Origin of the sequence: Paraburkholderia sp. RL18-101-BIB-B, from assembly GCF_046026985.1 — a bacterium.
In the GTDB taxonomy this organism is placed as follows: domain Bacteria; phylum Pseudomonadota; class Gammaproteobacteria; order Burkholderiales; family Burkholderiaceae; genus Paraburkholderia.
The window spans coordinates 72,273-93,986 of sequence record NZ_JARESV010000015.1; the positions used below are offsets into that span (position 1 = coordinate 72,273).

16 protein-coding genes and 1 pseudogene are annotated in these 21,714 nt (G+C 62.7%); 11 read left to right on the forward strand and 6 right to left on the reverse strand.

The window, feature by feature from the left end; all coding sequences use genetic code 11:
• The first annotated feature begins 9 nt into the window (after nucleotides 1-9).
• The 3 genes from P0D73_RS21855 to P0D73_RS21865 all read left to right on the forward strand — a co-directional run bounded on the left by P0D73_RS21855 (nucleotide 10) and on the right by P0D73_RS21865 (nucleotide 4,136).
• Complete coding sequence (locus P0D73_RS21855) at nucleotides 10-249, forward strand: hypothetical protein (RefSeq protein ID WP_408180935.1); 240 nt, start codon at nucleotides 10-12, stop codon at nucleotides 247-249.
• 113 nt (nucleotides 250-362) lie between these two features.
• Nucleotides 363-1,361, forward strand: coding sequence for an aldo/keto reductase (locus P0D73_RS21860; RefSeq protein ID WP_408180934.1), 999 nt, complete (start codon nucleotides 363-365; stop codon nucleotides 1,359-1,361).
• Between the two features lie 591 nt (nucleotides 1,362-1,952).
• Nucleotides 1,953-4,136 (forward strand): M1 family metallopeptidase, encoded by a 2,184-nt coding sequence (locus P0D73_RS21865; protein WP_408180933.1) that lies wholly within the window; start codon nucleotides 1,953-1,955, stop codon nucleotides 4,134-4,136.
• 108 nt (nucleotides 4,137-4,244) lie between these two features.
• Here the strand turns inward: P0D73_RS21865 and P0D73_RS21870 are convergent, their stop codons facing one another.
• Entirely contained in the window at nucleotides 4,245-4,991 is a 747-nt protein-coding gene (locus P0D73_RS21870) for an SDR family NAD(P)-dependent oxidoreductase (RefSeq protein ID WP_408180203.1), read from the reverse strand.
• A gap of 387 nt (nucleotides 4,992-5,378) precedes the next feature.
• Here P0D73_RS21870 and P0D73_RS21875 point away from each other — a divergent pair, with 387 nt between their 5' ends.
• The 4 genes from P0D73_RS21875 (at nucleotide 5,379) to P0D73_RS21890 (ending at nucleotide 9,284) form a co-directional block, all read left to right on the forward strand.
• Complete coding sequence (locus P0D73_RS21875) at nucleotides 5,379-6,323, forward strand: metallophosphoesterase family protein (protein WP_408180202.1); 945 nt, start codon at nucleotides 5,379-5,381, stop codon at nucleotides 6,321-6,323.
• Nucleotides 6,324-6,355: 32 nt separating this feature from the next.
• Nucleotides 6,356-6,700: a cupredoxin domain-containing protein gene (locus tag P0D73_RS21880; RefSeq protein ID WP_408180201.1), complete on the forward strand. Its 345-nt coding sequence runs from the start codon at nucleotides 6,356-6,358 to the stop codon at nucleotides 6,698-6,700.
• Between the two features lie 750 nt (nucleotides 6,701-7,450).
• A complete protein-coding gene (locus P0D73_RS21885) occupies nucleotides 7,451-8,179 on the forward strand; it encodes a hypothetical protein (protein ID WP_408432827.1) in 729 nt (242 codons plus the stop codon).
• Between the two features lie 40 nt (nucleotides 8,180-8,219).
• Nucleotides 8,220-9,284: a GGDEF domain-containing protein gene (locus tag P0D73_RS21890; protein WP_408432829.1), complete on the forward strand. Its 1,065-nt coding sequence runs from the start codon at nucleotides 8,220-8,222 to the stop codon at nucleotides 9,282-9,284.
• A 9-nt stretch (nucleotides 9,285-9,293) separates the two neighbouring features.
• Here the strand turns inward: P0D73_RS21890 and P0D73_RS21895 are convergent, their stop codons facing one another.
• A complete protein-coding gene (locus P0D73_RS21895) occupies nucleotides 9,294-9,515 on the reverse strand; it encodes a DUF1289 domain-containing protein (protein ID WP_408432831.1) in 222 nt (73 codons plus the stop codon).
• Between the two features lie 229 nt (nucleotides 9,516-9,744).
• Here P0D73_RS21895 and P0D73_RS21900 point away from each other — a divergent pair, with 229 nt between their 5' ends.
• Nucleotides 9,745-10,599, forward strand: coding sequence for a phytochelatin synthase family protein (locus P0D73_RS21900; RefSeq protein ID WP_408432833.1), 855 nt, complete (start codon nucleotides 9,745-9,747; stop codon nucleotides 10,597-10,599).
• Between the two features lie 39 nt (nucleotides 10,600-10,638).
• Here P0D73_RS21900 and P0D73_RS21905 read toward each other — a convergent pair whose 3' ends face one another.
• Nucleotides 10,639-11,301 carry a glutathione S-transferase family protein gene (locus P0D73_RS21905; protein WP_408432835.1) on the reverse strand — a complete coding sequence of 221 codons (663 nt, stop codon included), beginning with the start codon at nucleotides 11,299-11,301 and terminating at the stop codon, nucleotides 10,639-10,641.
• Between the two features lie 252 nt (nucleotides 11,302-11,553).
• Between P0D73_RS21905 and P0D73_RS21910 the strand changes: the two genes are divergently transcribed.
• A complete protein-coding gene (locus tag P0D73_RS21910; protein ID WP_408432837.1) occupies nucleotides 11,554-13,413 on the forward strand; it encodes an FAD-binding oxidoreductase in 1,860 nt (619 codons plus the stop codon).
• A gap of 71 nt (nucleotides 13,414-13,484) precedes the next feature.
• On the opposite strand, the gene P0D73_RS21915 is transcribed toward P0D73_RS21910, so the two are convergent.
• The 3 genes from P0D73_RS21915 to glgA all read right to left on the reverse strand — a co-directional run bounded on the left by P0D73_RS21915 (nucleotide 13,485) and on the right by glgA (nucleotide 17,223).
• Nucleotides 13,485-14,909 (reverse strand): DUF1254 domain-containing protein, encoded by a 1,425-nt coding sequence (locus tag P0D73_RS21915; protein WP_408432839.1) that lies wholly within the window; start codon nucleotides 14,907-14,909, stop codon nucleotides 13,485-13,487.
• 262 nt (nucleotides 14,910-15,171) lie between these two features.
• Nucleotides 15,172-15,561, reverse strand: coding sequence for a VOC family protein (locus P0D73_RS21920; RefSeq protein WP_408432841.1), 390 nt, complete (start codon nucleotides 15,559-15,561; stop codon nucleotides 15,172-15,174).
• A 72-nt stretch (nucleotides 15,562-15,633) separates the two neighbouring features.
• The gene (glgA, locus tag P0D73_RS21925) at nucleotides 15,634-17,223 is read right to left on the reverse strand and encodes a glycogen synthase GlgA (RefSeq protein ID WP_408285738.1); all 1,590 of its coding nucleotides are present in this window, start codon (nucleotides 17,221-17,223) and stop codon (nucleotides 15,634-15,636) included.
• Nucleotides 17,224-17,813: 590 nt separating this feature from the next.
• Between glgA and tssF the strand changes: the two genes are divergently transcribed.
• On the forward strand, nucleotides 17,814-19,703 hold the full coding sequence (gene tssF / locus P0D73_RS21930; RefSeq protein WP_408180192.1) for a type VI secretion system baseplate subunit TssF: 1,890 nt from the start codon (nucleotides 17,814-17,816) through the stop codon (nucleotides 19,701-19,703).
• A gap of 175 nt (nucleotides 19,704-19,878) precedes the next feature.
• Nucleotides 19,879-21,696: pseudogene (locus P0D73_RS21935) on the forward strand (type VI secretion system Vgr family protein); the annotation flags it as partial.
• Between the last annotated feature and the right edge of the window lie 18 nt (nucleotides 21,697-21,714).

A 21,714-nucleotide genomic window follows, 5' to 3' on the forward strand; every position in this document is an offset into this window, starting at 1 on the left:
GGAGGAGCCATGTGCTGCGCGATAGTTGCACTCTCGATGACCTTGCTGGCCAGTTGGCGCGGCGTGTCGGGCTCGCTCGTCGGCCGCGCCGGGCGGCTGCGCGGGATCGCGATCGCGGTTATCGCGATCGGCGCGGCGGCGGGGTCCGCGACGGCTGCGGATCAGTTCGCGGCGGCGGATGGCGGACAACAATCGTCGTTGATCGCGCGGCTGGCTAGCATGCCGATTTGCGGGCACTTTATCCGCTAATGGCGCGTGACGTGTGATCGCCGAAGCAGGGCGCTCTGGGTGGCTTCAACGTGCTGTGCCGATTTGCCGTATCGTACAGAGTCACTGTACTGCGCGCGAATCGAGGGCACGTCATGGCACTTTCGTCGAAAACCGCTGTAGGGCTTTCCGGCAGACGCCGTTTTCTGCGCACGGCACGCGGCACCGCAATCGGCTTGTCAGCGTCGCTCGCTTTGCCGCGATTGACGGCGGGTCAAACCCCAACGCCGTCTGAGTCACAAACCGAATCCGCCAGCACGCCGCTGCCACGCATGGCGCAACGCGTGATTCCCGCCACGGGCGAACGCTTGCCCGTGGTCGGCTGCGGCACCTGGCGGACCTTCGATGTCGGCAACGATCCCGCCGGCCGCGCGCAACTCGCTGACGTGCTGCGCATCCTGTTCGAAGCCGGTGGTTCGGTGATCGATTCATCGCCGATGTACGGCTCGTCGGAAGCCGTCGCCGGCGCGCTGCTCACGCAACTGAACGCGCACAACAAGGCCTTCGTCGCCACCAAGGTCTGGACCGACGGACGCGAGGCGGGCATCGCGCAGATGGAAGAATCGCTGCGCCGCTTTCAGCAGCCGCGTATCGATCTGATGCAGGTTCACAACCTGCTCGACTGGCGCACGCAACTCGCCACGCTGCGCGACTGGAAAGCGCGCGGCCGGATTCGCTATATCGGCATCACGCACTACACGTCGAGTGCTTTCGACGAAGTCGCCGCCGTCATGCGCAGCGACAAGCCCGACTTCGTGCAGATCAACTACGCAGCCGACGACCGCGCCGCCGAGTCGCGCATCTTGCCGCTCGCGGCGGAGTTGGGCATCGGCGTCGTGATCAACCAGCCCTTCGGCGGCGGCGGCCTGCTGGCACGCGTCGGCAAAACGCCGCTGCCTGCGTGGGTTAAGGAAATCGGCTGCACGAGTTGGGCGCAGGTTCTTTTGAAGTTCGTGCTCGCGCAGCCGGCGGTGACGGTGGTGATTCCAGGCACGGGGCGTCCGCAATACATGGCGGACAACGTTCGGGCCGGTTCTGGCCCATTACCCGACAAGGCGATGTGCGCACGAATCGTGGCAGCGGTGAATGGCTAGCCGATCATTTGCGTATTAATCGCGCTAATTGCTTTGTGAACTCTCCAGCTAGTTCAAATTAATGCCTCCCTCGTCGTTAATCGTTCGCGCCATTGCGCTATAGCACAATACTGTGCAAAGAAAAATAAAGTTTCCCGTAGTCGAGAACGATATTGCGATTTCTAGAGGATTAACTCAGTCCCATTACTGAAGTTATTCGGTTTGCATACGAAAAACACAAGTCAAAGAAAGATTGTGAAAGGAAGTTGACACGGGAACGTTTGCCAAACTAGGCTACGCACTGTCGTCAAAAACTGACCTCGGTTTAATCCACCTGCCCGGAGACGCAGGTAAGCCGCCGCTTTGCCGGTCAGCCGGACGATCGAATGAAGGCCGGAAAATATGGCCCAAGCTGTCGTTGTGAAAGCATTGTAATAAACGTGTGTCGCAATTCTAAAATCAGCCACAAGTGCTGAGGCGCCAACACGTCCCTATATTCTCGCTAGCAATTCGGTGCTAGTGCGGGAGACCTTTTTCGCTGAAAAAAAGAGAAAACCAGCATAAGCACTCAACGCACTTTCTTTTGCCGATATTGTCAGTCGAGGATTAATCATGCGTATAAATTTCCGATTGCAGATGCAGTGCCTCGCACTAGCCGGAATTGCGGTTCTGGCGGGATGCGGCGGCAGCGACGGCTCGTCTTCCTTGACGAGCAAATCCGGGCAGGCGCCCGCGGCCGCACCGGCCGCCTCCGAAGTGGCGCTGGCCCCGCCCGCCGCGCCGGTCGTGGCGGACACATCGATCAACAAGACGGTGCCGCCGGTCGAGTTGCCCGACACGGTCACACCGGTCAACTACAAGCTATGGTTCCGGCCGAACCCCGCGCTGTCTTCGTTCGACGGCCGCGCCGACGTGCAGATCAAGGTGCAGAAAGCCGTCAACGCGATCACGATCGCCGGGCACCGGGTCAAGTTCACCAACGGCACGATCACGCTTCAGCCGGGCAATATCCCGCTGATCGCCACGCCGCAGGACGACGGCGACTTCTATCAGCTGCGCCCCGTGAGCGGGCAGATCGCCGCCGGCAATTACTCGCTGCACATGGAGTGGAGCGGCATCATCAACTTCAAGACCTATGACGATCCGGTCGCAAAGACCGGCGGCAGTTGCGGCGACGATCCCTATCCGGGCTGCTCCGCGGCCGAAGGGGTGTTCCGCGTCGATCTGAAGTCGACCGACGGCACGACCAGCGGCGCGATCCTCACGCAAGGCGAATCGAACCTGGCGCGTCAATGGTTCCCGGGTTGGGACGAGCCGGCTTTCCGGCCCACCTACGAGGTGAGTGCGGAAGTCCCGCAGAACTGGAACGTCGTCTCGAACGCGGCCGAGAAACCGGCGGTGAACGTGGATAGCGGCTACAAGCTCGTGTCGTTCGAGAAGACACCGCCCATGCCGTCGTATCTGCTGTTCTTCGGCGGCGGTCAGTTCGACATTCTCGAAGACGACTTTTCGAGCCCGCTGCCCGACGGAAAAGGGCTGCATCTGCGCATCTTCACGCCGCCCGGCATGCGTGACTGGGCCAAGCCGGCCATGCAACAGACCAAGCAGGCGCTCGATTACTACTACCGCTACACCGGCATTCCGTTGCCGCTCACCAAGTTCGACACCATCGCGGCCAACGACGCGTTCAAGGAGCAGAAGGACCTGAACTTCGGCGGCATGGAGAACTGGGGCGCGATTCTCGAATTCGCCGACGACATTCTGCCGGCGCCCGGCACGACCATGTCCGACTACGGCGTGACGGTGCTCACGCACGAAGCCGCGCACCAATGGTTCGGCGACCTCGTCACGCTCGACTGGTGGGACGACGTCTGGCTGAACGAGTCGTTTGCGACGTTCTTCGAGAACAAGACCAAGGTGCGCTTCTTCCCGGACCGCTTCAGCTGGGTCGACGACGTGAAGAACAAGTACGCCGTGATCAATGCGGACCTGAAGTCCACCTCGTTCCCGGTGCAGCCGAACTTCAACGGCTGGGCGTCGAACGACTTCGTGCTGAGCGCGAGCGCCTTCACGTACGACAAGGGAGGTCACGTGCTCAAGATGCTGGAGAACTACCTCGGCGAAGAAGTGATGCGCAAGGGTCTGCAGTCGTATCTCGCCGACTATTCGTTCGGCAACGTCACGCCCAAGCGTCTGTGGGACGAACTGGCGAAGGCGAGCGGCCAGCCGATGGTGGCGATCGGTGACAGTTTCGTGCGGCAAACAGGCGTGCCGCTGATCTCGCTCGACACGCAGTGCGATCTGACGACCAATCAGACCGTGGTCACCCTGAAACAGTCGCCGTTCCCGAACCAGAATCAGTATCCGGGCACGCAGTGGACCATTCCGTTGACGCTCGCGTACGGCGACGGTCTGACTTCACGCAAGACGCTGGCGATGAAGGACACGCAAACGCAGGTGCGTCTGAACGGCTGTTCCGCGGTGCTCGCCGATCCGAGCGGTCTCGACTATTACGTGACCAACTACAGCAACAACGCGTGGAGCCAGTTGCTCGCGCAGGGGAACGCGCTGAAGGATCCGGTTCTGCTGACCAGTCTGCAACTCGAGGCGAAGCTGTTGGTGAACAACGGTCTCGCGGACCCGTCGCGCGTCACCAGCATCGGTTCGCTGAGTCCGGCGGCCACACCGCTTGCGCGTCAGTTGCTGATGACCGTGCCGACGACGCAATCGCAGCGTCCGACGATCCGCTATCAGGGTAAGTTCAAAGTGAAGCCGCAGGCGCAGCAAGGCCAATAAGCGGCAGTGTTGGGTATTGGGTAGTTCAGCGGCCCGCATCGCGCTGCAGCGATGCGGGCCGCTGTTTCAATGGCACTTCACGTGCCGCAGTGGAGCGAGGCGCCGCAATCAGCCGGCGGTCTTGCCGCCGTCGACGGTCACGATCTGCCCCGTGACGAACGACGCCGCATCCGATGCCAGGAACACGATGGCGCGCGCCACGTCGTCCGGCTTGCCGATGCGGCCGAGCGGCACCTTCGCGGCGAGCGCGGCCTTGTTCTCCGGCGTGCCGGTGAAGCGGTCGAGCATGCCGGTGTCGGTCGGCCCCGGCGCAACGGCGTTGACCCGCACGCCGGTGGACGCCACTTCGAGCGCCGCCGACTTGGTCATGCCTTCCACCGCATGCTTGCTGCCCGCGTACACGGAAGCGAAGGCCGCGCCTTCATGGCCGTAAGTCGACGAAACGTTCACCACGCTGCCGCTCTTTTGCGCCGACATCACGCGCAGTTCGTGCTTCATGCTGAGCAGCGTGCCCAGCACGTTGGTGTCGAACGTCGCGGTGTAGCTCTCGACGGTCTGGCTGGTGATGGCACCAGGCTGGCCTTCGGTGCCGGCGTTGTTCACGGCGGCGTCGATGCGGCCGAAGCGCGCGACGGTCTGGTCGACGAGGCTCGCGACTTCCTCGTCGCGGCGCACGTCGGCCGGGATGAAGTGTGCGTCCGCGCCGAGTTCGCGCAGTTCTTTTTCGAGCGCCTTGCCTTCGGCCTCGCGACGGCCGGAGACGACGAGACGGGCGCCCGTTTCGGCGAAAGCAAGGGCCGTGGCGCGGCCGATCCCGGTGAGTGCGCCGGTGATCAGAATGACGGGGTGGCTCATATTTAACTCCTGGAGGGTATGTCTTTGCGGTATGAGAGCGAAGCAGGCGGCGTCCGGTTAAACGGGTTGCGATCTGCTTAAAATCATTGCCTTGAGTGCAATTTAGTGGTTTCCCGGTCGGAGTAAAAAGACTTTATAAGCTGGCTGGCATGCCTGACGGGCATGGAGAAGGCATTTGCGCAATGCAGGCGCTCGACGCAGGCCGGCCGTTCGGCGGCAGCGACCTGAGTCCCTCTGCCGATCCGCCAACGTCCCAAGACGATTCATCTGCCGATTGATCGAAGCTGGAATAAAACCGGCGCCGGCTCAGTCATGCCTGACGAACCGACTCGCGAGGGCCGCCGGATGATCCACGGCTCGGCTGCGACTCTTTATCGTGAGGTCAACATGTCGTCACATCAATCATTCGACGCGTCGCGGCGCGGCGCACTGAAGTGTCTTGCATTCGGTGGCTTGGGCACCGTGTTCGTTCTCGCCGGCGGCATTCTCACGCCGGTGGAACTGGCACTCGCCGCCGACCCGAAATCATCCGCCGCTACGGGCGGTGTGCCGCTTTTCCTGCAAATCAGCGACTCGCATATCGGCTTTAACAAGGAAGCCAATCCGGACGTGGCGGGCACGCTGAAGCAGACCATCGAGTACGTCAATGCGATGCCGGTCAAGCCCGCGCTGACCATCCATACCGGCGATATCACGCATCTGTCCAAGCCCGCGGAGTTCGATCTCGCGGCCCAGTTGATGTCTGGCCTGAACATCACGGAACTGCACACGGTGCCCGGCGAGCACGACGTGACAGACGGTCCCGGAACCGAATACTTCAGCCGCTTCGGCAAGGCCTCGGACAACAAGGGCTATTACAGCTTCGACCATCAGGGCGTGCATTTCGTCGGCCTGGTCAACGTGATGCATTTCAAGCCGAACGGCCTGGGCGGCCTCGGCGACGAACAACTCGAGTGGCTCGAAAACGATTTGAAAGGGCGCTCGTCCAGCACGCCGATCGTCGTGTTCGCGCACATGCCGATGTGGACGATCTACGAGCCGTGGGGCTGGGGCACCGGCGACGCGGGCCAGGCGATGAGCTACCTGAAACGCTTCGGCTCGGTAACGGTACTGAACGGCCATATTCATCAGATCGTGTCGAAAGTGGAGGGCAACATCACCTTCCACACGGCGCGCTCGACGGCTTATCCGCAGCCGACCGCCGGCAACGGCACGGGCCCCGGACCGTTGACGGTGGCGAGCGACCAGCTGCCGAAAATGCTCGGCGTGACCAGCATCAAGATTGCGCGGCATCCGCTGAAAGCCACACTCAACGACACGACGCTGGTCTGATAGCCAGCACTTTTTATCGCAGGAGATCAGTTATGCAAACTAAAAATATTCGCCGCGTATGGTTGGCATTGGCCGCAAGTTCGGCGTTGCTCGCGGCATCGTCCGGGTTTTCCTTGGCGCGGGCGGAGACGCCGAACGCGGTCGTCATCAAGAACTTCATGTTCTCGCCGATGGAACTCACGGTCAAAGCCGGCTCGACCGTGACCTGGAAGAATCTGGACGGCGAACCGCACACCGTCGTGAACGACGCGGGCATGTTTCGCTCCGCGGCACTCGATCAGAACGACACGTACCAGTTCAAGTTCGACAAGCCGGGCGTGTACAAGGTGTTTTGCGGCATCCACCCGAATATGAAGGAGACCATTACCGTGCAGTGAGCGTCGTAGGAGACCAATGTATAGACTGCGGCCAGGGCGCTCACGCATTGCATGCAGCTTCGCTGCGTGTCTTGCCTGTGACGCCTTCGGCGCACGCAACACGGAGCTGATGCCGGGACGCTTGATCGGCAGCGCCCCCGGCGGCATGGCGGCGACGCTCGACGCCATGCGTTTATAGGCGTCGCTGCGTGCCGCCAAAATCGACGGGTAGAGCGCAAGCCGGAGCATGGCCGATCCGGCCAGTGAAACGGCGGTTCTGGACAGCCGCTCGGGGCGATAAAGTAACCCACACGTATGCTGCTATGCGCTGCGCGATTCGCCCGGCGCACAGCGCCCTTTCAGGGCAACGGCTACCGCCGCCAGGCCGGTGACCAGGAACGCCACTTGCGTTTAAAACGCAGCCCCGAAGCACAAAAAAACCTGCCGTGCTTGGGCGTGGTTGTTGCATGACTGACGGCCACCTGCAGCCACTTGCGCGATACCCGCTACTCACGCCCTGTACGGCTCGCCCCGTTGCCCTGCGAAGCTTTCCCGCATAGCGCGCGACTACACGCGGCGTGGAACGTTTTACCTGTTTCTTCCGCGCAAAACTGCCTCGCAAAGACGACGTTTAAAGCGCAGCATTGCCGTGTTGTGGTTGTTCGCGCGATGAGCGGGTTTCAGTCTTCGAACGGCTTTGCATGGACCTGCAAAATCGTGTGAATAAAGTCGGCCCACAGGGCAGACGTAAGGATTCCGGAGAGTATTGCGATGTACAACGATACAGACTCGCCAAAATCGGTGCTCGATGGCCAGGATGCCGGTGGCCAGCCGAGCGGTCTGTCACTTTCCGCCACGCCGCCGAGGTTCGGACGCCTCGCCATGTGCGTGGCCGCGGCCAGCGCGCTCGCCATCGGTGTGATGGGTACGGTGGCGTATAGCGTCTGGTTCAATCACGATCAGCAGGCGTACGCCGAAGCCATGGCCGGCGCGCGGCGAGCGCTCGGCAACAGCGCGTCGGCGAGTGCTGCTGCGATGGCGAAAAGCGCGGGCGTGACGGCGTTGCCGGCAGCGGCCGTGCTGGCGAAGTCGCCGCAACCGTCGCCAGCAACGGCCGCGAGCGGCGTGACGGTCGCTGCATCGGCAGCCGGCGCGGATCCGGAAGCGGGCGGGCAGTTCGCGTCCTGGTCAGGCCAGGTCAAGGCATCGAAGGCGCGGCCTGACGTCGTTGCGGATGCGGCACCCGGCACGCCCGCATCTGCCGCTACGCCGCCTACGTCGGCCCGCCGTTCGGCAGGCTCAGCCACTCCGCCGACTCAGCAACTCGCCGCGTCGCGTCCGGGTAAAGATGCCCGGGCCGCGCCACAGGAGCGCCGCGGCGCCTCCGAGACCGCGCGGCATAAGAACAGTCTGTTCGCCCGCATGGGGCTCTTCTTTCGTCGTGTGAGTTACCGGCAGCATGGCAACGCAAATCGGCAAGACCTCTACTCCCATCCGTGAGCGGCGCCGAGCCGAGCGCGCCGGATCAAAAGGCGCCTTCATGAGCCGCTTCAGGCGGGCTCCCGCCATGCTGGCGAGCGCGTCATTGCTGTGTCTGCTGGTCGGCCTTCTCTATCTCGCCTTGCAGATCAGGACGATCTTCTCCGATCAGTTGAAGCAGGAATACGCCGGGCTCGTGCTCGAAGCGGCGGAGCGCGCGGAAAGTGCTCGCGCGATGGTCGGCGTGTGGCAGCTACACTCCGGCGACGGTCAAGCGCAAACGCAGGGTTACCGCCATGCACGCATCGAACTCGCCGATCGTCTGAACTCGCTCGCGGCATTGGTGAATGCCAGTCCGTCCGCTGCGCCGCGGGTGCCGGCGTCGGCATTGACGCCCGATGCCAGCCTGACTGGAACCGATGCGTTGCTTGCCACGATCCCGCCGTATTGGCGCGCCCAGCGCGATGCCGATGGCGCCGACGTGCGCCTGCGCATTGCCCATGTCGCGAACGTGTTGATTGCGCTGGCCGCGCTGCTGTTCGGCATGCTGCTCACCGCGCTCGGCATGTACGCGAAACGCAATCGTCAACTGGCGGGCGAGTCGCACGAGTTCGAGTACGCCGCGTTGCACGATCCCATGACCGGCTTGCCGAACCGGCGCAAGCTGTTCGCCACGCTCGACGAGGCGGCGGCGAATCTGCAAGCCGGTCCCACGGATCGCAACATCGCCGTGCTGTATGTGGATCTGGACGGCTTCAAGCAGGTCAACGACACGCTCGGGCACCGCGTCGGCGACGAATTCCTGATTGCGGTGTCGCACGCATTTCGCGAATCGGTGCGTAAGGTGGATGTTGTCGCGCGCATCGGCGGCGACGAATTTGCGGTGCTGGTTCGAGAGTATTCGACGGCGTATGAACTCGCCGAGATTGCTCAGCGGCTCATCGCGTGTGTGGTCGAGACCGACGAGCAGATGGGTGTCGGCGTGGTGCGCGCGAGCATCGGCATTGCCAGCTATCCGGATCTCGTCAGCGATTACCAGCGCCTCGTCGCCGCGGCGGACGACGCGATGTATCGCGTCAAGCGCGGCGGCAAGAACGGTTACGCGTTTGCGGTGCAGGCTGATTGAGCGGAGCGCTCAGGACGTTTGTGTCTCTTGTGCCGCTTGCATCGCTTGCGCTTGCGTTTCCGTTCTCAGCATCACTTCCCGACCTGGCCGTTCATTGATGACCGCGAGACGCACGTCATCGCTCATGGTCTTCCAACCGCGAATTTCGTCGCGCGTACGCAGGCAGCCGAGGCAGAAGCCGGTTTTGCCGTCGAGTTTGCAAATGTCGATGCAGGGTGACTGGATTGTCATGTTCAGACCAGCGCTTCCGTTGGATTGACTTCGACGGTGATGTGCGAGAGTCGGTTAAAAAATGCTGCAGCATTGTAGGGAAGAAGTGCGCTTCGCGGGTCGAAGCTCGCGCACTGTCGCGCACGCTGAACTTTGTTTCGTGTTACAAAATCGAGGCTTGCCAGTAAGCGCTGTTTCATGCGCCGGCACAGCGGCCGTCATTCCGGGTTCATCCACAGCGGAAAGATTCATGTCCAGATATTCGTTGATGCGCGCCGTCGGGCGCTTGAGCCAGCCTGAGTGGATCGTCGCCTTCGTGGCTGCGGCACTGGCCGCGTGTGCGCCGGTGCCGCCGGCCAGCAGTCAGGTGACCGTTCCGCCTGCCGTAATTCAGCCCGCTGTTCAGCCCGCCAGCCGCGCCGACGCCCAAGCCACTGCACGCCCGGCGGACGGCCCGCTGCCGGTGCCGCCGAACCTCGTCGCGTTGGCGCAGCCGGCCGGCCAGAAACGGCTGACGAGCTCCGCGTCCAATCAGTCGTACTGGCCCCTCTCGCAGTATTTCGAAACCCAGCGCAACGAAGCCTATTGCTCCGTCGCGACCTCGGTCATGGCGCTCAACGCATTGGGCATCCGCCGGCCCGAGTCGACGCAGTACCCCGACTTCCCGTTTTTCTCGCAGGAGGATTTCTTTCACGGCATCGATCCGCAGGTGGCCAACGCCGCGCGGGTCTCGCACGAGGGCATGACGCTCGACCAGCTCAGCACGGCGCTGAATGCCTTTCCGGTCGAAGTCAGGAAATACCACGCGGCGGACCTGTCGCTCGGCCAGTTTCGCGACCTCGTGCGCGCGACCACGGGCCACAGCGACCGCTTCGTGCTGTTGAATTTCAGGCGGGTGGAAATCGGCGAGACGGGCGGCGGACACTGGTCGCCGCTCGCCGCTTACGACTCGGCGAGCGACAGCGCGTTGCTGCTCGACGTGGCGCGCTACAAATATCCGGCCGTCTGGGTGCCGCTCGCGCAGTTGTACGCGGGGGCGCTGGCGGTGGATAGCGTGAGCGGGCTTTCACGCGGCATCGTGATCATCGGCAAGCGGCCGAATTGATGTCTGCTTGCCGAGGCGGCCACGACATTCAAACGCGGGTCAATCTTCCTCGTTACGCCATTCGGTCAGTCCTTCGCGCGCATTCAATTCGATGAACGAAGGCAGCGCACGTAGCTTTCGAATATAGCGGGCAAGATTTGGCCAGCCGAGAGCGGGGCGCGGCATATTGCGGGTCCAGCGCATCAACATGACGGCCATGAAGTCGGCCGTGCTGAGCTTGTCGCCGATCAGATAATCATGGCTTTCGCCGAGATGGCCATCGAGCTTGTCCCACGCTGCGTCGAGCCGACGGCATGCGAGCGCGCGAACCGCTTCGGCGCCGGAGGGGTCGCCATCGGAGTCCGCATAAAACCAGTCGCGCATGGCGGGCAGAATCGTGTTGGCGAGATAGACCATCATTTCGAGCCACGCGGCGCGATCGACGGAATTCGGCTCGGGGGCAAGCGCGGCTTCGGGATGCCGCTCGGCCAGCAGCATCAGCAACGCGGCCGACTCGTGGCGCGGCGCGCCGTCGATCATCAGCGTCGGCACCCGTCCCGCAGGATTGAGCCGCAGATACGCCGGGTCGTGCTGCTGGCCCACGTCGATGTCGATCAACTGGGATTCGAACGAGATGCCCAGTTCTATCAGCATCCAGTGAACGGCCATGCTCGCCGCGCCGGGCGAATAGTAAAGCACGTAAGGTGTGGAATCGCTGCGCATAGTGGGTTGATGTCCGGTGTCGATCCGGCGGACAGTCTACCGCCGTTCCTGACAGATGCCCATGCGCAAACGCCGAAGGAACGCGCAGTCTCGTAGTGGCGCGCTCGCGTTTTCGCGACTAACATCCCTTCACTCATTTTTTGTCGACTGATAGAGGCGGCGACCCGCACGCGATTATTCGCGCGATGCGCTCGCGCGAGCCCTGTGCGGGCACTCAGGCACGCGGTCATGTTTGCGGAGGTGAAGCAACGTATGTGCGCACTGGACCGTCGGACCTTGCTCAAGGGCGTGCTGGCCACGCCATGGTTGAATGCAGCCCTGGCATCGCCGGCACACGCAAAGCCTTCGCGAGCAAGTTCCAACGACGCGACGACCACACCGACACTGCACCGCGTGCGGCCCGGCGACCCAGCGTGGCCTTCGGCGAACGCCTGGCAGGACCTCGACCGGGCCGTAGGCGCCCGCTTGAGCCTGGTTGAATCGCCGCTGGCAGCCTGCGCGGAATCTCCAACGAGCGCCGCGTGCCTCGACCTGTTCCGGCGTTTGAAAAATCCCTACTACATCGGCGATACGCCCGCGCTGACGCAGAGCGCCGGATGGCTTGACGCGTGGACATCCGCGCCGAGCGTGTATGTAGTGGCGGCGGCCAACGCGCAGGACGTCGCGAGGACGGTCGACTTCGCCAGGCGGCATCGTCTGCGGCTGGTGGTGAAGGGCGGCGGCCACAGCTATCAGGGCACATCCAACGCGGCCGACTCGCTGTTGATCTGGACCAGGTCCATGCGTGACATCGCGTTGCACGATGCTTTCGTGCCGGCGGGTTGCGAAGGACGAGTCGAGCCGGAAGCCGCGGTGACGGTCGGCGCCGGTTCTCTGTGGGGCCATGTCTACGACGCCGTGAGTACCCGAGGCGGCCGCTACGTGCAAGGCGGCGGCTGTCTGACGGTGGGCGTCGCCGGTCTCGTGCAGGGCGGCGGCTTCGGCAACTTTTCGAAGAAGTTCGGCACCGCCGCGGCCGGTCTTCTGGAAGCCGAAGTCGTGACCGCCGACGGCGTGGTGCGAATCGCCAACGCGTGCCGGCACCCGGACCTCTTCTGGGGCTTGAAGGGCGGCGGTGGCGGCAGTTTCGGCGTCGTCACGCGGCTGACGTTGCGCACGCACGCATTGCCCGACACCGTCGGCGTCGTGCGCGCGACGGTGAAGGCCTCATCCGACGCGGCGTTCCGCGCATTGATCGGCGAGTTCATGGCCTTCTATGCCGATAACCTGATGAACGAACACTGGGGCGAAACGGTCGCCTTTCATGGCGACAATACGTTGGGCATTTCAATGCTGTACCAGGGACTGAGCCGCGATGACGCGTCGCGCGTCTGGCAACCTTTTTTCGACTGGATCGCGAACGGCGAGCACGGCTGCGAGACGAGCCCGCCACAGATTCTTGCCGTGGCGGCGCGCCACTTCTGGGACGCCGCGTTCATCATGCAGCATCTGCCCGGCGTGCTCGTCGCGGACGACCGTCCGGGCGCGCCGGCGGACAACGTGTTCTGGGCGGATAACGTCGTCGAAGCGGGCCAGTATCTTTATGGCTACACCTCGACATGGCTGCCGGCTGCGTTGCTGAGTGCGGCGCAACGCGGCCGTCTCGCCGACACGCTATTCGCAGGCACGCGGCAGTGGACGGTCAACTTGCACTTCAACAAAGGGCTGGCGGGCGCACCGGACGACGCCTTGAACGCCACGCGCGATACGGCGATGAACCCCGCGGTACTCGACGCCTTCGCGCTCGCGATCATCGCGGCCGAGGGACCACCGGCCTTTCCCGGCATCGAAGGGCACGAGCCGGACGAGCAGAAAGGGCGGCGTTACGCTGAGCGCATCAAGCAGGCCACGCGGACGCTGCGCGAAATCGTCGCTGTGCCGGGGGCGTACTTTTCCGAAAGCGATTTCTTCGAAGACGACTGGCAGCAGGCGTACTGGGGCAGCAACTATGCGCGGCTGGCTGCCGTGAAGAACCGGTACGATCCCCATGGCCTGTTCTTCGTTCATCACGGTGTGAATTCAGAAGCGTGGAGCGCGGATGGATGGACGAAGGTGAAGAACGGGCCTGGCTGAGCCAGATAGCGACATGGCCGACCCAGCAGCGTGAGCCACTCACGGCTCACGCCACGCACGCTTGATTCCAACTACTTCACCCGCTTGACCACCGGCGTCTTCCACTTGCCATCCAGCAGCACTGGTTTCGGCCAGTAGAACCGCATGGTGATCATGAACGGTCCTTCCGGCGCCGGCAGCCAGTTGGCCTCCCTGGCTTTGCCCGGCGAATTCGCCTGGATGTAGATCGTCAAACCGCCATCGCGATCCTTCTTCAGTTGCGGCAGCATCGGCGAATTGATCAGATACCGGTCGATCGGATTCTTCACGAGCAACTGACTCGGCAGCGCATACATGGTCACCGACCAGAACGCATTCACAGGCGGCAACTGTCCTTTCGGAAAGCGCAGCACATAGCGACGCTGGCTGCCGTCGAGCGGCTGTCCGGTCGAATCCTTGTCGAGCACCGGATACAGCGCTTCCTCACGCGAGTTCGCGCCGATTCCGACCTGGGTGCCGGTGGCGCGCGCCACGTAGTCGTTCTTCAGATACTCGCGCGAGCCGAACAGCGTATCGGTCTTGCCGCCGAGCGACGCGCGCTTGTCGTCGATTGCCTTCTGGCCATCCTGCATGCCGGCCTGAAATGCCGCTTTCTGCTCCGGCGAGAGCGCGTTCGCATCGAACCGTTTGCCGGGCACCACGCCGATCTGCGCGAGGCGGTTGCGCAATCCGGCCTCGCTCGGATTGACCGGCGCGAACTGCAACACGAACGCGAGTTGATTGAAGAATTCGAGCGATGTTCGCGCGGCGGCCGGTGCGATCGGCTTGACCCACTGCACCGGCGGCGCGGTCGGTGCCGGCGTGCTTCCGGTGTATGCCGACAGCGTTTGCACCTTGTAGCCCGCCTGAATTTTCTTGACGTTATCGAGGTCGTCGGGGTTGAACAACTGCGTGCGTCCGACCACGTTCACGAGATCAGTCTCGGAGCGGATCACCTGAGTGATGCCGTTCGGTGTCTGGCCGTTCCAGCGCGGGCCCGCGATCAGGAATTTGCCGCCGTTGTTGCCCGTGGTGCGGCTGCCGATATACGCGAAGTTGAACGTATAGAGATCCATCAACTGGAACACGAAGTAGCGCTTCGCGTCCATCGGCGGGACCGTGATGACCACCGGTTCTGCGCGCAGATCGAGGCCGGCGAACGAATAGGGCGTGTCGGAGTTGGGCGTGACGAAGGCGGTGTCGTCCGGCGTGAAGACACGCGAGATGTTCAGGATGGAATTGAACGGGCCTTTGTATTGCGGGTTGGTGGTGTCCACCGAAAACGCATACATGACAGCGTACGAATTGACCATCGGGGTGCCGTAGATATACGCGTCTTTGGCAATCGAGCGGATGTCGGCGCGGTTGGCGCTGATGGGTGCGACGGGGGCTTTGGAGAAGTCGTTGGTAGGCGGCGTATGGCAGGCGGTGAGTACGATGGCCAGTAGCGCGGCAGCGATGGTTCGTGTTCTGTGCATTGCGACCCTCGGGAATGAGCCGTGGACGACGGCAGCGTGATCGTTCGTTCATACCGCGCGTTCAAAACAGCGCGGCACTACAGGCACAACAGGAAACCGGACTCGCGGTGCAAGCTTCTGCACGCCGCAGCTTGCCTAACGTCGGTGTTAGCTGTCAAGCAGCTTTCTGCAAAGCGGATGGTGGAGGGAACGGGATGCGCGAGAAGCTATGACGCCATGCGTGATCGCGCGTCAGCATGCGGGTGTCGGGCCAGCGGCGCGTTTATACCCAAGCCGCATTCTGCAAAACGATCCGATACCCATCCGGATCTTCGAACGTTTTGCCTTGACGGTCCCAGTAAGGATTCTCCGATTCGCACGCCGGCACGCCGAGCGCTTCGAGCCGTTCGACGGCCGCGCTCCATGCATCGCGTTCGGGAAGATAGAGCACGAGAAGGTGCTCGGTGGTCGGCGCCCGTTCGACGGTCACGCCGTGCTGGTGCGTAAACTCGATGTGCCAGGGGCAGCCCCGTTGTCCGACGATGATGCCATCGAAGCCTTCGTGATTCTCGAAGCTCGCCAGCACTTCGAAGCCCAATCCCCGTGTATAGAAATCAGCGACCTTGTGCAGATCGTTAGTAGGACGGGCGACTCGGAGAACGGGCGGCTGCATGGGCAACTCCACGGCACGTTGGAATGCCGTATAGCATAGCGCGCCAAAGCACGCCCGAGTGCCTCATGCGCTTCACGCGCTACGCGCCATCTCCCCGACGCCCGCGTTGAACTCTTCCCTGCGCGTACCTGCCGAGGCGGCCGTACGCGCCCGAACCGGGGTCTTGCGAACCCGCGTATCGCGCAGCGCCGGACGTGCATCGACCAGATCCGCATACAACGCGAGATAGTTCTTGGTCGACGCATCCCAACCGAAATCGCGGCTCATCGCATTCCTCTGCAATACGTGCCACGACGACGGCTGCACGAACGCAGCCAATGCGCGGCCGAGCGCGTGCATCACCTCGTCCGGACTTTCGCCGTCGAACAGGAAGCCCGTTGCTCGCCGCTCACCACGAGGATCGTGCGGCACATAGTCGACGATCGTATCGGCCAGGCCACCGACACGCGAGGCCACCGGAATCGTGCCATAGCGCATCGCATAGAGTTGGGTGAGTCCGCAGGGTTCGAAGCGGCTGCCATGCAGCAGAATGTCCGCGCCCGCGTGCAGCATGTGCGCGCGCCGCTCGTCGTAGCCGATCTGCACGCCGACGCGTCCCGGCCATGCGGCCGCGACGTCGCGCAGCGCCTGTTCGAGACCGTGCTCGCCCTGGCCGAGAATCGCGAACTGCAGCCGCGGATGCCGTTCGAGCAGCGCCGGCAACGTATGCACGACGACATCGGCGAGCTTCTGTTCGGTCAGGCGGCTGCCGATGGCGACCAGCGGTGCGAACGGATCGCGCGTCAGACCGAAGGCCTGTTGCAGTTCGCGCTTGCAGGCCTGCTTGCCGGCGGTGTCGTCGACGGAATAGGGGCGCGCGATCTGGTTGTCGGTGGCCGGGTTCCAGGCGGCGGTATCGATGCCGTTGACGATGCCCGACAGCTTGCCGGCCTGCGCCTGCAACACGCCTTCCATGCCATGGCCGAAGTGCGGCGTCAGGATCTCGCGCGCATAGCGTTGGCTCACCGTCGTGACGCGATCCGAATGGACGATGCCCGCTTTCATCATGCTCAGCGAGCCGTAGAACTCGATGCTGCGTTCATCGGAGAGCGCGGGCGCCAGCAATTCGGGCGGCACACCGATCCAGCCGCCCATGGCAAGCGGATGATTGCCCTGGAACGCCAGGTTGTGAATCGTGAAGACGCTTTTGGCGGCGACGCCCGCGAGCCGCAGATAGAGCGGCGTCAATCCTGCATGCCAATCGTGCGCATGCACGATGTCGGGGCGCTTCACGTTGCGCACGCCGCGCGCCACTCGCGCGGCCGCCGCCGCGAGCGAGGCGAAGCGGGTGAGATTGTCGAGATAGTCGCGCCCTTGCGGATCGCGATAGAGGCCTTCGCGCGCGAACAGGTGATCCATCTGCAGAAGCAGCACCGGCACGCCGGTGTCGGGCATCTGGCCGCGCAGCAGCCGGGCGTCGCCGCCGGGCAGGCCGGTCATGCGCGCGACCGGCGCGACGTCGGCCGCGCGTTCGAGCGCCGCCGGATAAGCGGGCATCAGGATCGAGACATCGACGCCGGCGTCGCGCAGAGCGGCGGCGTATGCGCTGACCATGTCGCCGAGGCCGCCGGATTTGGCGAGCGGCAGGGCTTCGGAAGCGACAAGAAGAACGTTAAGCGGCAAAGTGGCCCCCAAGGACGGGTTTTGTGCACTTGCACAGTGCGGTGGGATTCGCGGACGCGTCAGTTCAGCAAGGGGTGTGCCTGAGGTCCGTGGTTTAGCAAGGACCACGAGGAGGGTTTGTGTTGCAGTGCGGGTGAGCGATTGTTTGGCCTGGAAGGCCTATTTATTTGTCTTGACGTTTCTCTCCTGGAAAGCGTTTTTGCATCCGTGTGTAGATTTGACATTCGACAGTTAAACATCGGATGCGTCGCTTGGCGTCGCTTCATCGTTGCACATCTTGACAATTCATCAGATGAATATCGGTTAGCCTTGTTGTTCTGTCTCGGGGCACACGTGGGTCTGGAAAGGTGACCAGGATGGCCATATCGATGCGGCCACTGGGCGAGGGTTTTGAACGGAAAGGCGGAATGAACAGCGACAAAAGACGGGCAAAGATTCTGGGCGACATCGCCAATCGCAGCGGCGAGAGACTTAAGAGCCAAGCGGGCTCGTCGTCCATATCCAACCGTGCCGCCTGGCGTGACCACAGAATGTGTCACGGCGAAACGCTCGTGCGCACTTGCCCCCGGACTTGATGAAACGGAGCCAAAGTGGACCCACGACTGCTGGAGTACTACACGAGTGAACTGCTCTACATGCGTGAGCTGGCAGGCGAATTCGCGCAGGCCCATCCCAAGATTGCCCGGCGCCTGGGCATGCAGGCGGGTGAGATTGGCGACCCATACGTCGAGCGGCTGATCGAATCGTTCTGTTTCATGTCCGCACGCATGCAGTTGCGGCTCGATGCTGAATTTCCCCGCCTCACGGAACGGTTGCTCGAAGTCGTCTATCCGAACTACGCTGCACCCACGCCATCCATGGCGGTTGCCCGACTGTTTCCGGGCAGTGACGAAGGCAATCTTGCCGAAGGTTTGCACATCGCACGCGGTGCGTCGTTCATCAGTGGTGTGCTCGATGGCGAGAATACGCCTTGCCAGTTCCGCAGCAGCCAGGACGTGACGCTGTATCCGCTTGAGATCACCGGCGCGCGTCTGACCGGCATCCCGCCAGACATTCCCTCGCTCGATCGTTACGTGCGCCACGGCGCCGAGGTTCGGGGCGCTCTACGGCTGCGCCTGCGCACCACGAATTCCATACCGATCGCCAGCCTCCAGGGACTGAACCGCCTGCCGGTTTATCTGGCGGGCGACGAGCGGACTGCGTCACACCTGTTCGAACTGCTGCACGCAGCTGGACTCGCATCGATCATCGGCGAGCCAGGACAGTTCGGCACGCCCGGCAGTGTCTTTCACGCGGTGAGCGACAAGGCGGTGGTTCATGAGGGGCTTGATGCCGGACAAGGGCTGTTGCCACTCGTTGCGCCGAAGTTTCACGGACACAACCTGCTGCACGAGTTTGCGGCATGCCCGTCGCGTTTCTACTTTTTTACACTGACCGGCCTCAATGCAGGCCTGCGCCAGGTGCGCGGATGCGAAGCGGAAATTGTCGTGCTGCTGGAGCGCTCACCCGGTGCGTTGGCGGAGCAGGTGGATGCCTCGCAATTTGCGCTGTTCTGCACGCCGGTCGTCAACCTGTTCAGGAACAGGTCCGATCCGGCGGAAGTGCACGGCACAGGCGCTGAATTCCAACTGGTGCCTGACCAGCTCGCGCCGCAGGACTATGAAGTGTTCTCGGTCGAGGCATTGTATGGTCAGGTCCGCGAGACATCGGAGCCACTTGAGTTCCGTCCGCTGTATCAGGCGCTGACCAACGACGAGGGCAATCACAGGCGGTTTTTTACGCTGCGTCGCGAGCGCCAGCAGACGTCAGACTCGTTGCGCCGTTACGGGACGCGCACGCTGTACATCGGCACGGAGGCTTTCGTTTCACTAGTGGACCAGGACGAGCGGCCCTATGAACAGCGCATGCGTTACCTCTCGATTGACGCGTGGCTAACCAACCGTGACCTGCCCAACCTGATCCCGTGCAACGGCGTTAGCGATCTCACGCTGGTGCAATCCTCACCGGTTCAGCACGTGGGCCTGATCCGCGCGCCCAGTGTCCCCCGCGCACCGTATGCAGAGCGTGAGGCGGCCTGGTCGCTGATCCGCCAACTGAACTTCAACTACCTCACGCTGGGAGCACGACCTGACGAGGCGTCGGGCGGGGGCCTGCGTGATCTGCTGCGACTGTTCCTCGCCGCGGACGACACGGCCTACCGGCAGCAGATCGGGAGTCTGGTGGCAGTCGGGAGCCGGCCGGTGACACGCAAGCTTCCACCGTCCAACGATCTCGTGTTCGGGCGCGGCATCGCGTGCACGCTGACCGTTGACGAGTCCGGTCTGGGCGGCGTCAGCCCCTATCTGTTCGGCCTGATCCTTGAACACTATCTGGCGCGACACGTATCGGGCCATTCGTTTACTCAGACCGAACTGCATTCGGTGCAGCGCGGCCGCGTCGCGGGGTGGCCGGTGCGCATGGGCACGCGTGGGGTGACCTGAACAATCGTGCAATTCAGGGATAGGCAGTGAGAAGCAGTGTCTTGATTTGGATCAAAATAATTAGGATGGCTACAAAAATGCGAGAATCGATGAAAAGGCGCGTGATGATGTGCGGTAAGGGCGACGTGTCTGACGCAGCCTGTGGCGAGCCGGTCGCACGGCAAGGAAGCTGCATATGCTGAACTTTGTGACGCCACGTACGCTGACGGTCAGCGGGGCGGCGCTGCCGACGTTGACCGATGGCGAGCCGGCATTGCAGCTACGCGCTATCGCGGGCGAAGAAGCCCTGTCGACAATCTATGAATACGAGCTGAGCCTCGTCACGCCGGTCGATCCGCTGCTGCCGGACAGCACGGCTGCCAACTTCGACCTGAAGGCGATGATTGGCAAGGAGCTGACTGTCACCATCCAGCTCGATGGCATGGGAACATTCGTGCCGGGCGTCGCCGGCGGTGGCGCTGCGAATCTCGGTGCCGGGATACGTGAGATTAGCGGCATTGTTACGGCGGCGAGTCTGGTGAGTCAGTTGAACCGCCAGTACCTCTACCGGTTGAAACTGCAGCCGTGGATCGTGCTTGCCGAGCGGCGCACCGATTACCGGATTTTCCAGAATAAGACGGTGGTCGAGATCATTGACGAGGTGCTCAAGGCGAATTATCTCTACGGCTATGTCAAGCGTCTGGGCGGCAAGTATTCGAAGCTGGTCTATCAGGTCCAGTACGGTGAGTCGGACTTCGCCTTTATTCAGCGCCTGATGGCTGAGCACGGCATCTACTGGTTTTACGAGCACTCCAGGGAGGTGCACCGGATGGTGCTCGTCGACAATCTCGGTGCGCACAAACCCGTGGAGAGCGTCGCGTATCAGACGCTGTGGTACTACCCACCGGGGCACAAGGTCGATCGCGAGCACATCGAACACTTCGATACGACCGAAAGCATCCAGTCGGGCATCTGGACCACCGACGATTTCGACTTCACGCAGCCGGGTGCGAAGCTGGCGGTGGAAAATGCGCTGCCGCGGGACACCTCGCATAACCAGCTGACGGTTTATGAGTGGCCGGGCGACTATGCCGACCCGATGCAGGGCGCACGGTTCGCACGGGTACGCATGGAAGAAATCCGCGCCCAAGGCGAGCGTGCTACGGGCAAGGGCCATCTGCGCAACGTGGTGTGCGGCACGACCTTTACGCTCGCGGGCTACCCCCAGGAGGCGGCGAACCGCGAATACCTCGTGATCCGCGCGAAGGTGATAGCGGAAGAAACCGGCGATCAAACCGGCGCGGGCCAATACAGCATCAACACGACGTTCGAGGTGCAGCCGGCGACCACGATGTTCCGCGCGCCGCGCACGGTGGACAAGCCGCGTAGGACGGGTCCGCAGACGGCGATCGTGACAGGACCTCCCGGGCAGGAAATCTGGACTGACAAGTACGGCAGGGTGAAGCTCAAGTTTCACTGGGACCATTCGCCCGTGAACGACCAGAACTCATCGTGCTGGGTGCGCGTGTCGTATCCGTGGGCGGGGAGCAGCTTCGGCGGAGTGAACATACCGCGCGTGGGTCAGGAAGTGATCGTCGATTTCGAGAATGGCGATCCTGACCGGCCGATCGTGACGGGGCGGGTTTTTAATGCGGCTTCCATGCCGCCGTGGACGCTGCCGGGCAGTGCGACACAAAGCGGGATCATCAGCCGCTCGATGAAGGGTGGCAAATCGAATTACAGCGGTATTCGCTTTGACGATACGCAGGGTTCGGAAGAGTTCATGTTGCAGGCCGAGAAGGACATGAACAGCACCATCAAGAATAACGAGACGCATGTGGTCGGTGCGGACCGAACGAAGATCGTCAAGGGACAGGAAGTGACAACCGTGAAGGGCGACCGGACACAGACCGTCAACGGACAGCACACGGAGACCATCAAGCATGACATCTCTCAGACCTCGACGGAGGGGAATATCAGCGTGACGTCTGAGAAAGGCACGGTGACGATCTCCGCGAAAACGCAGATCAAA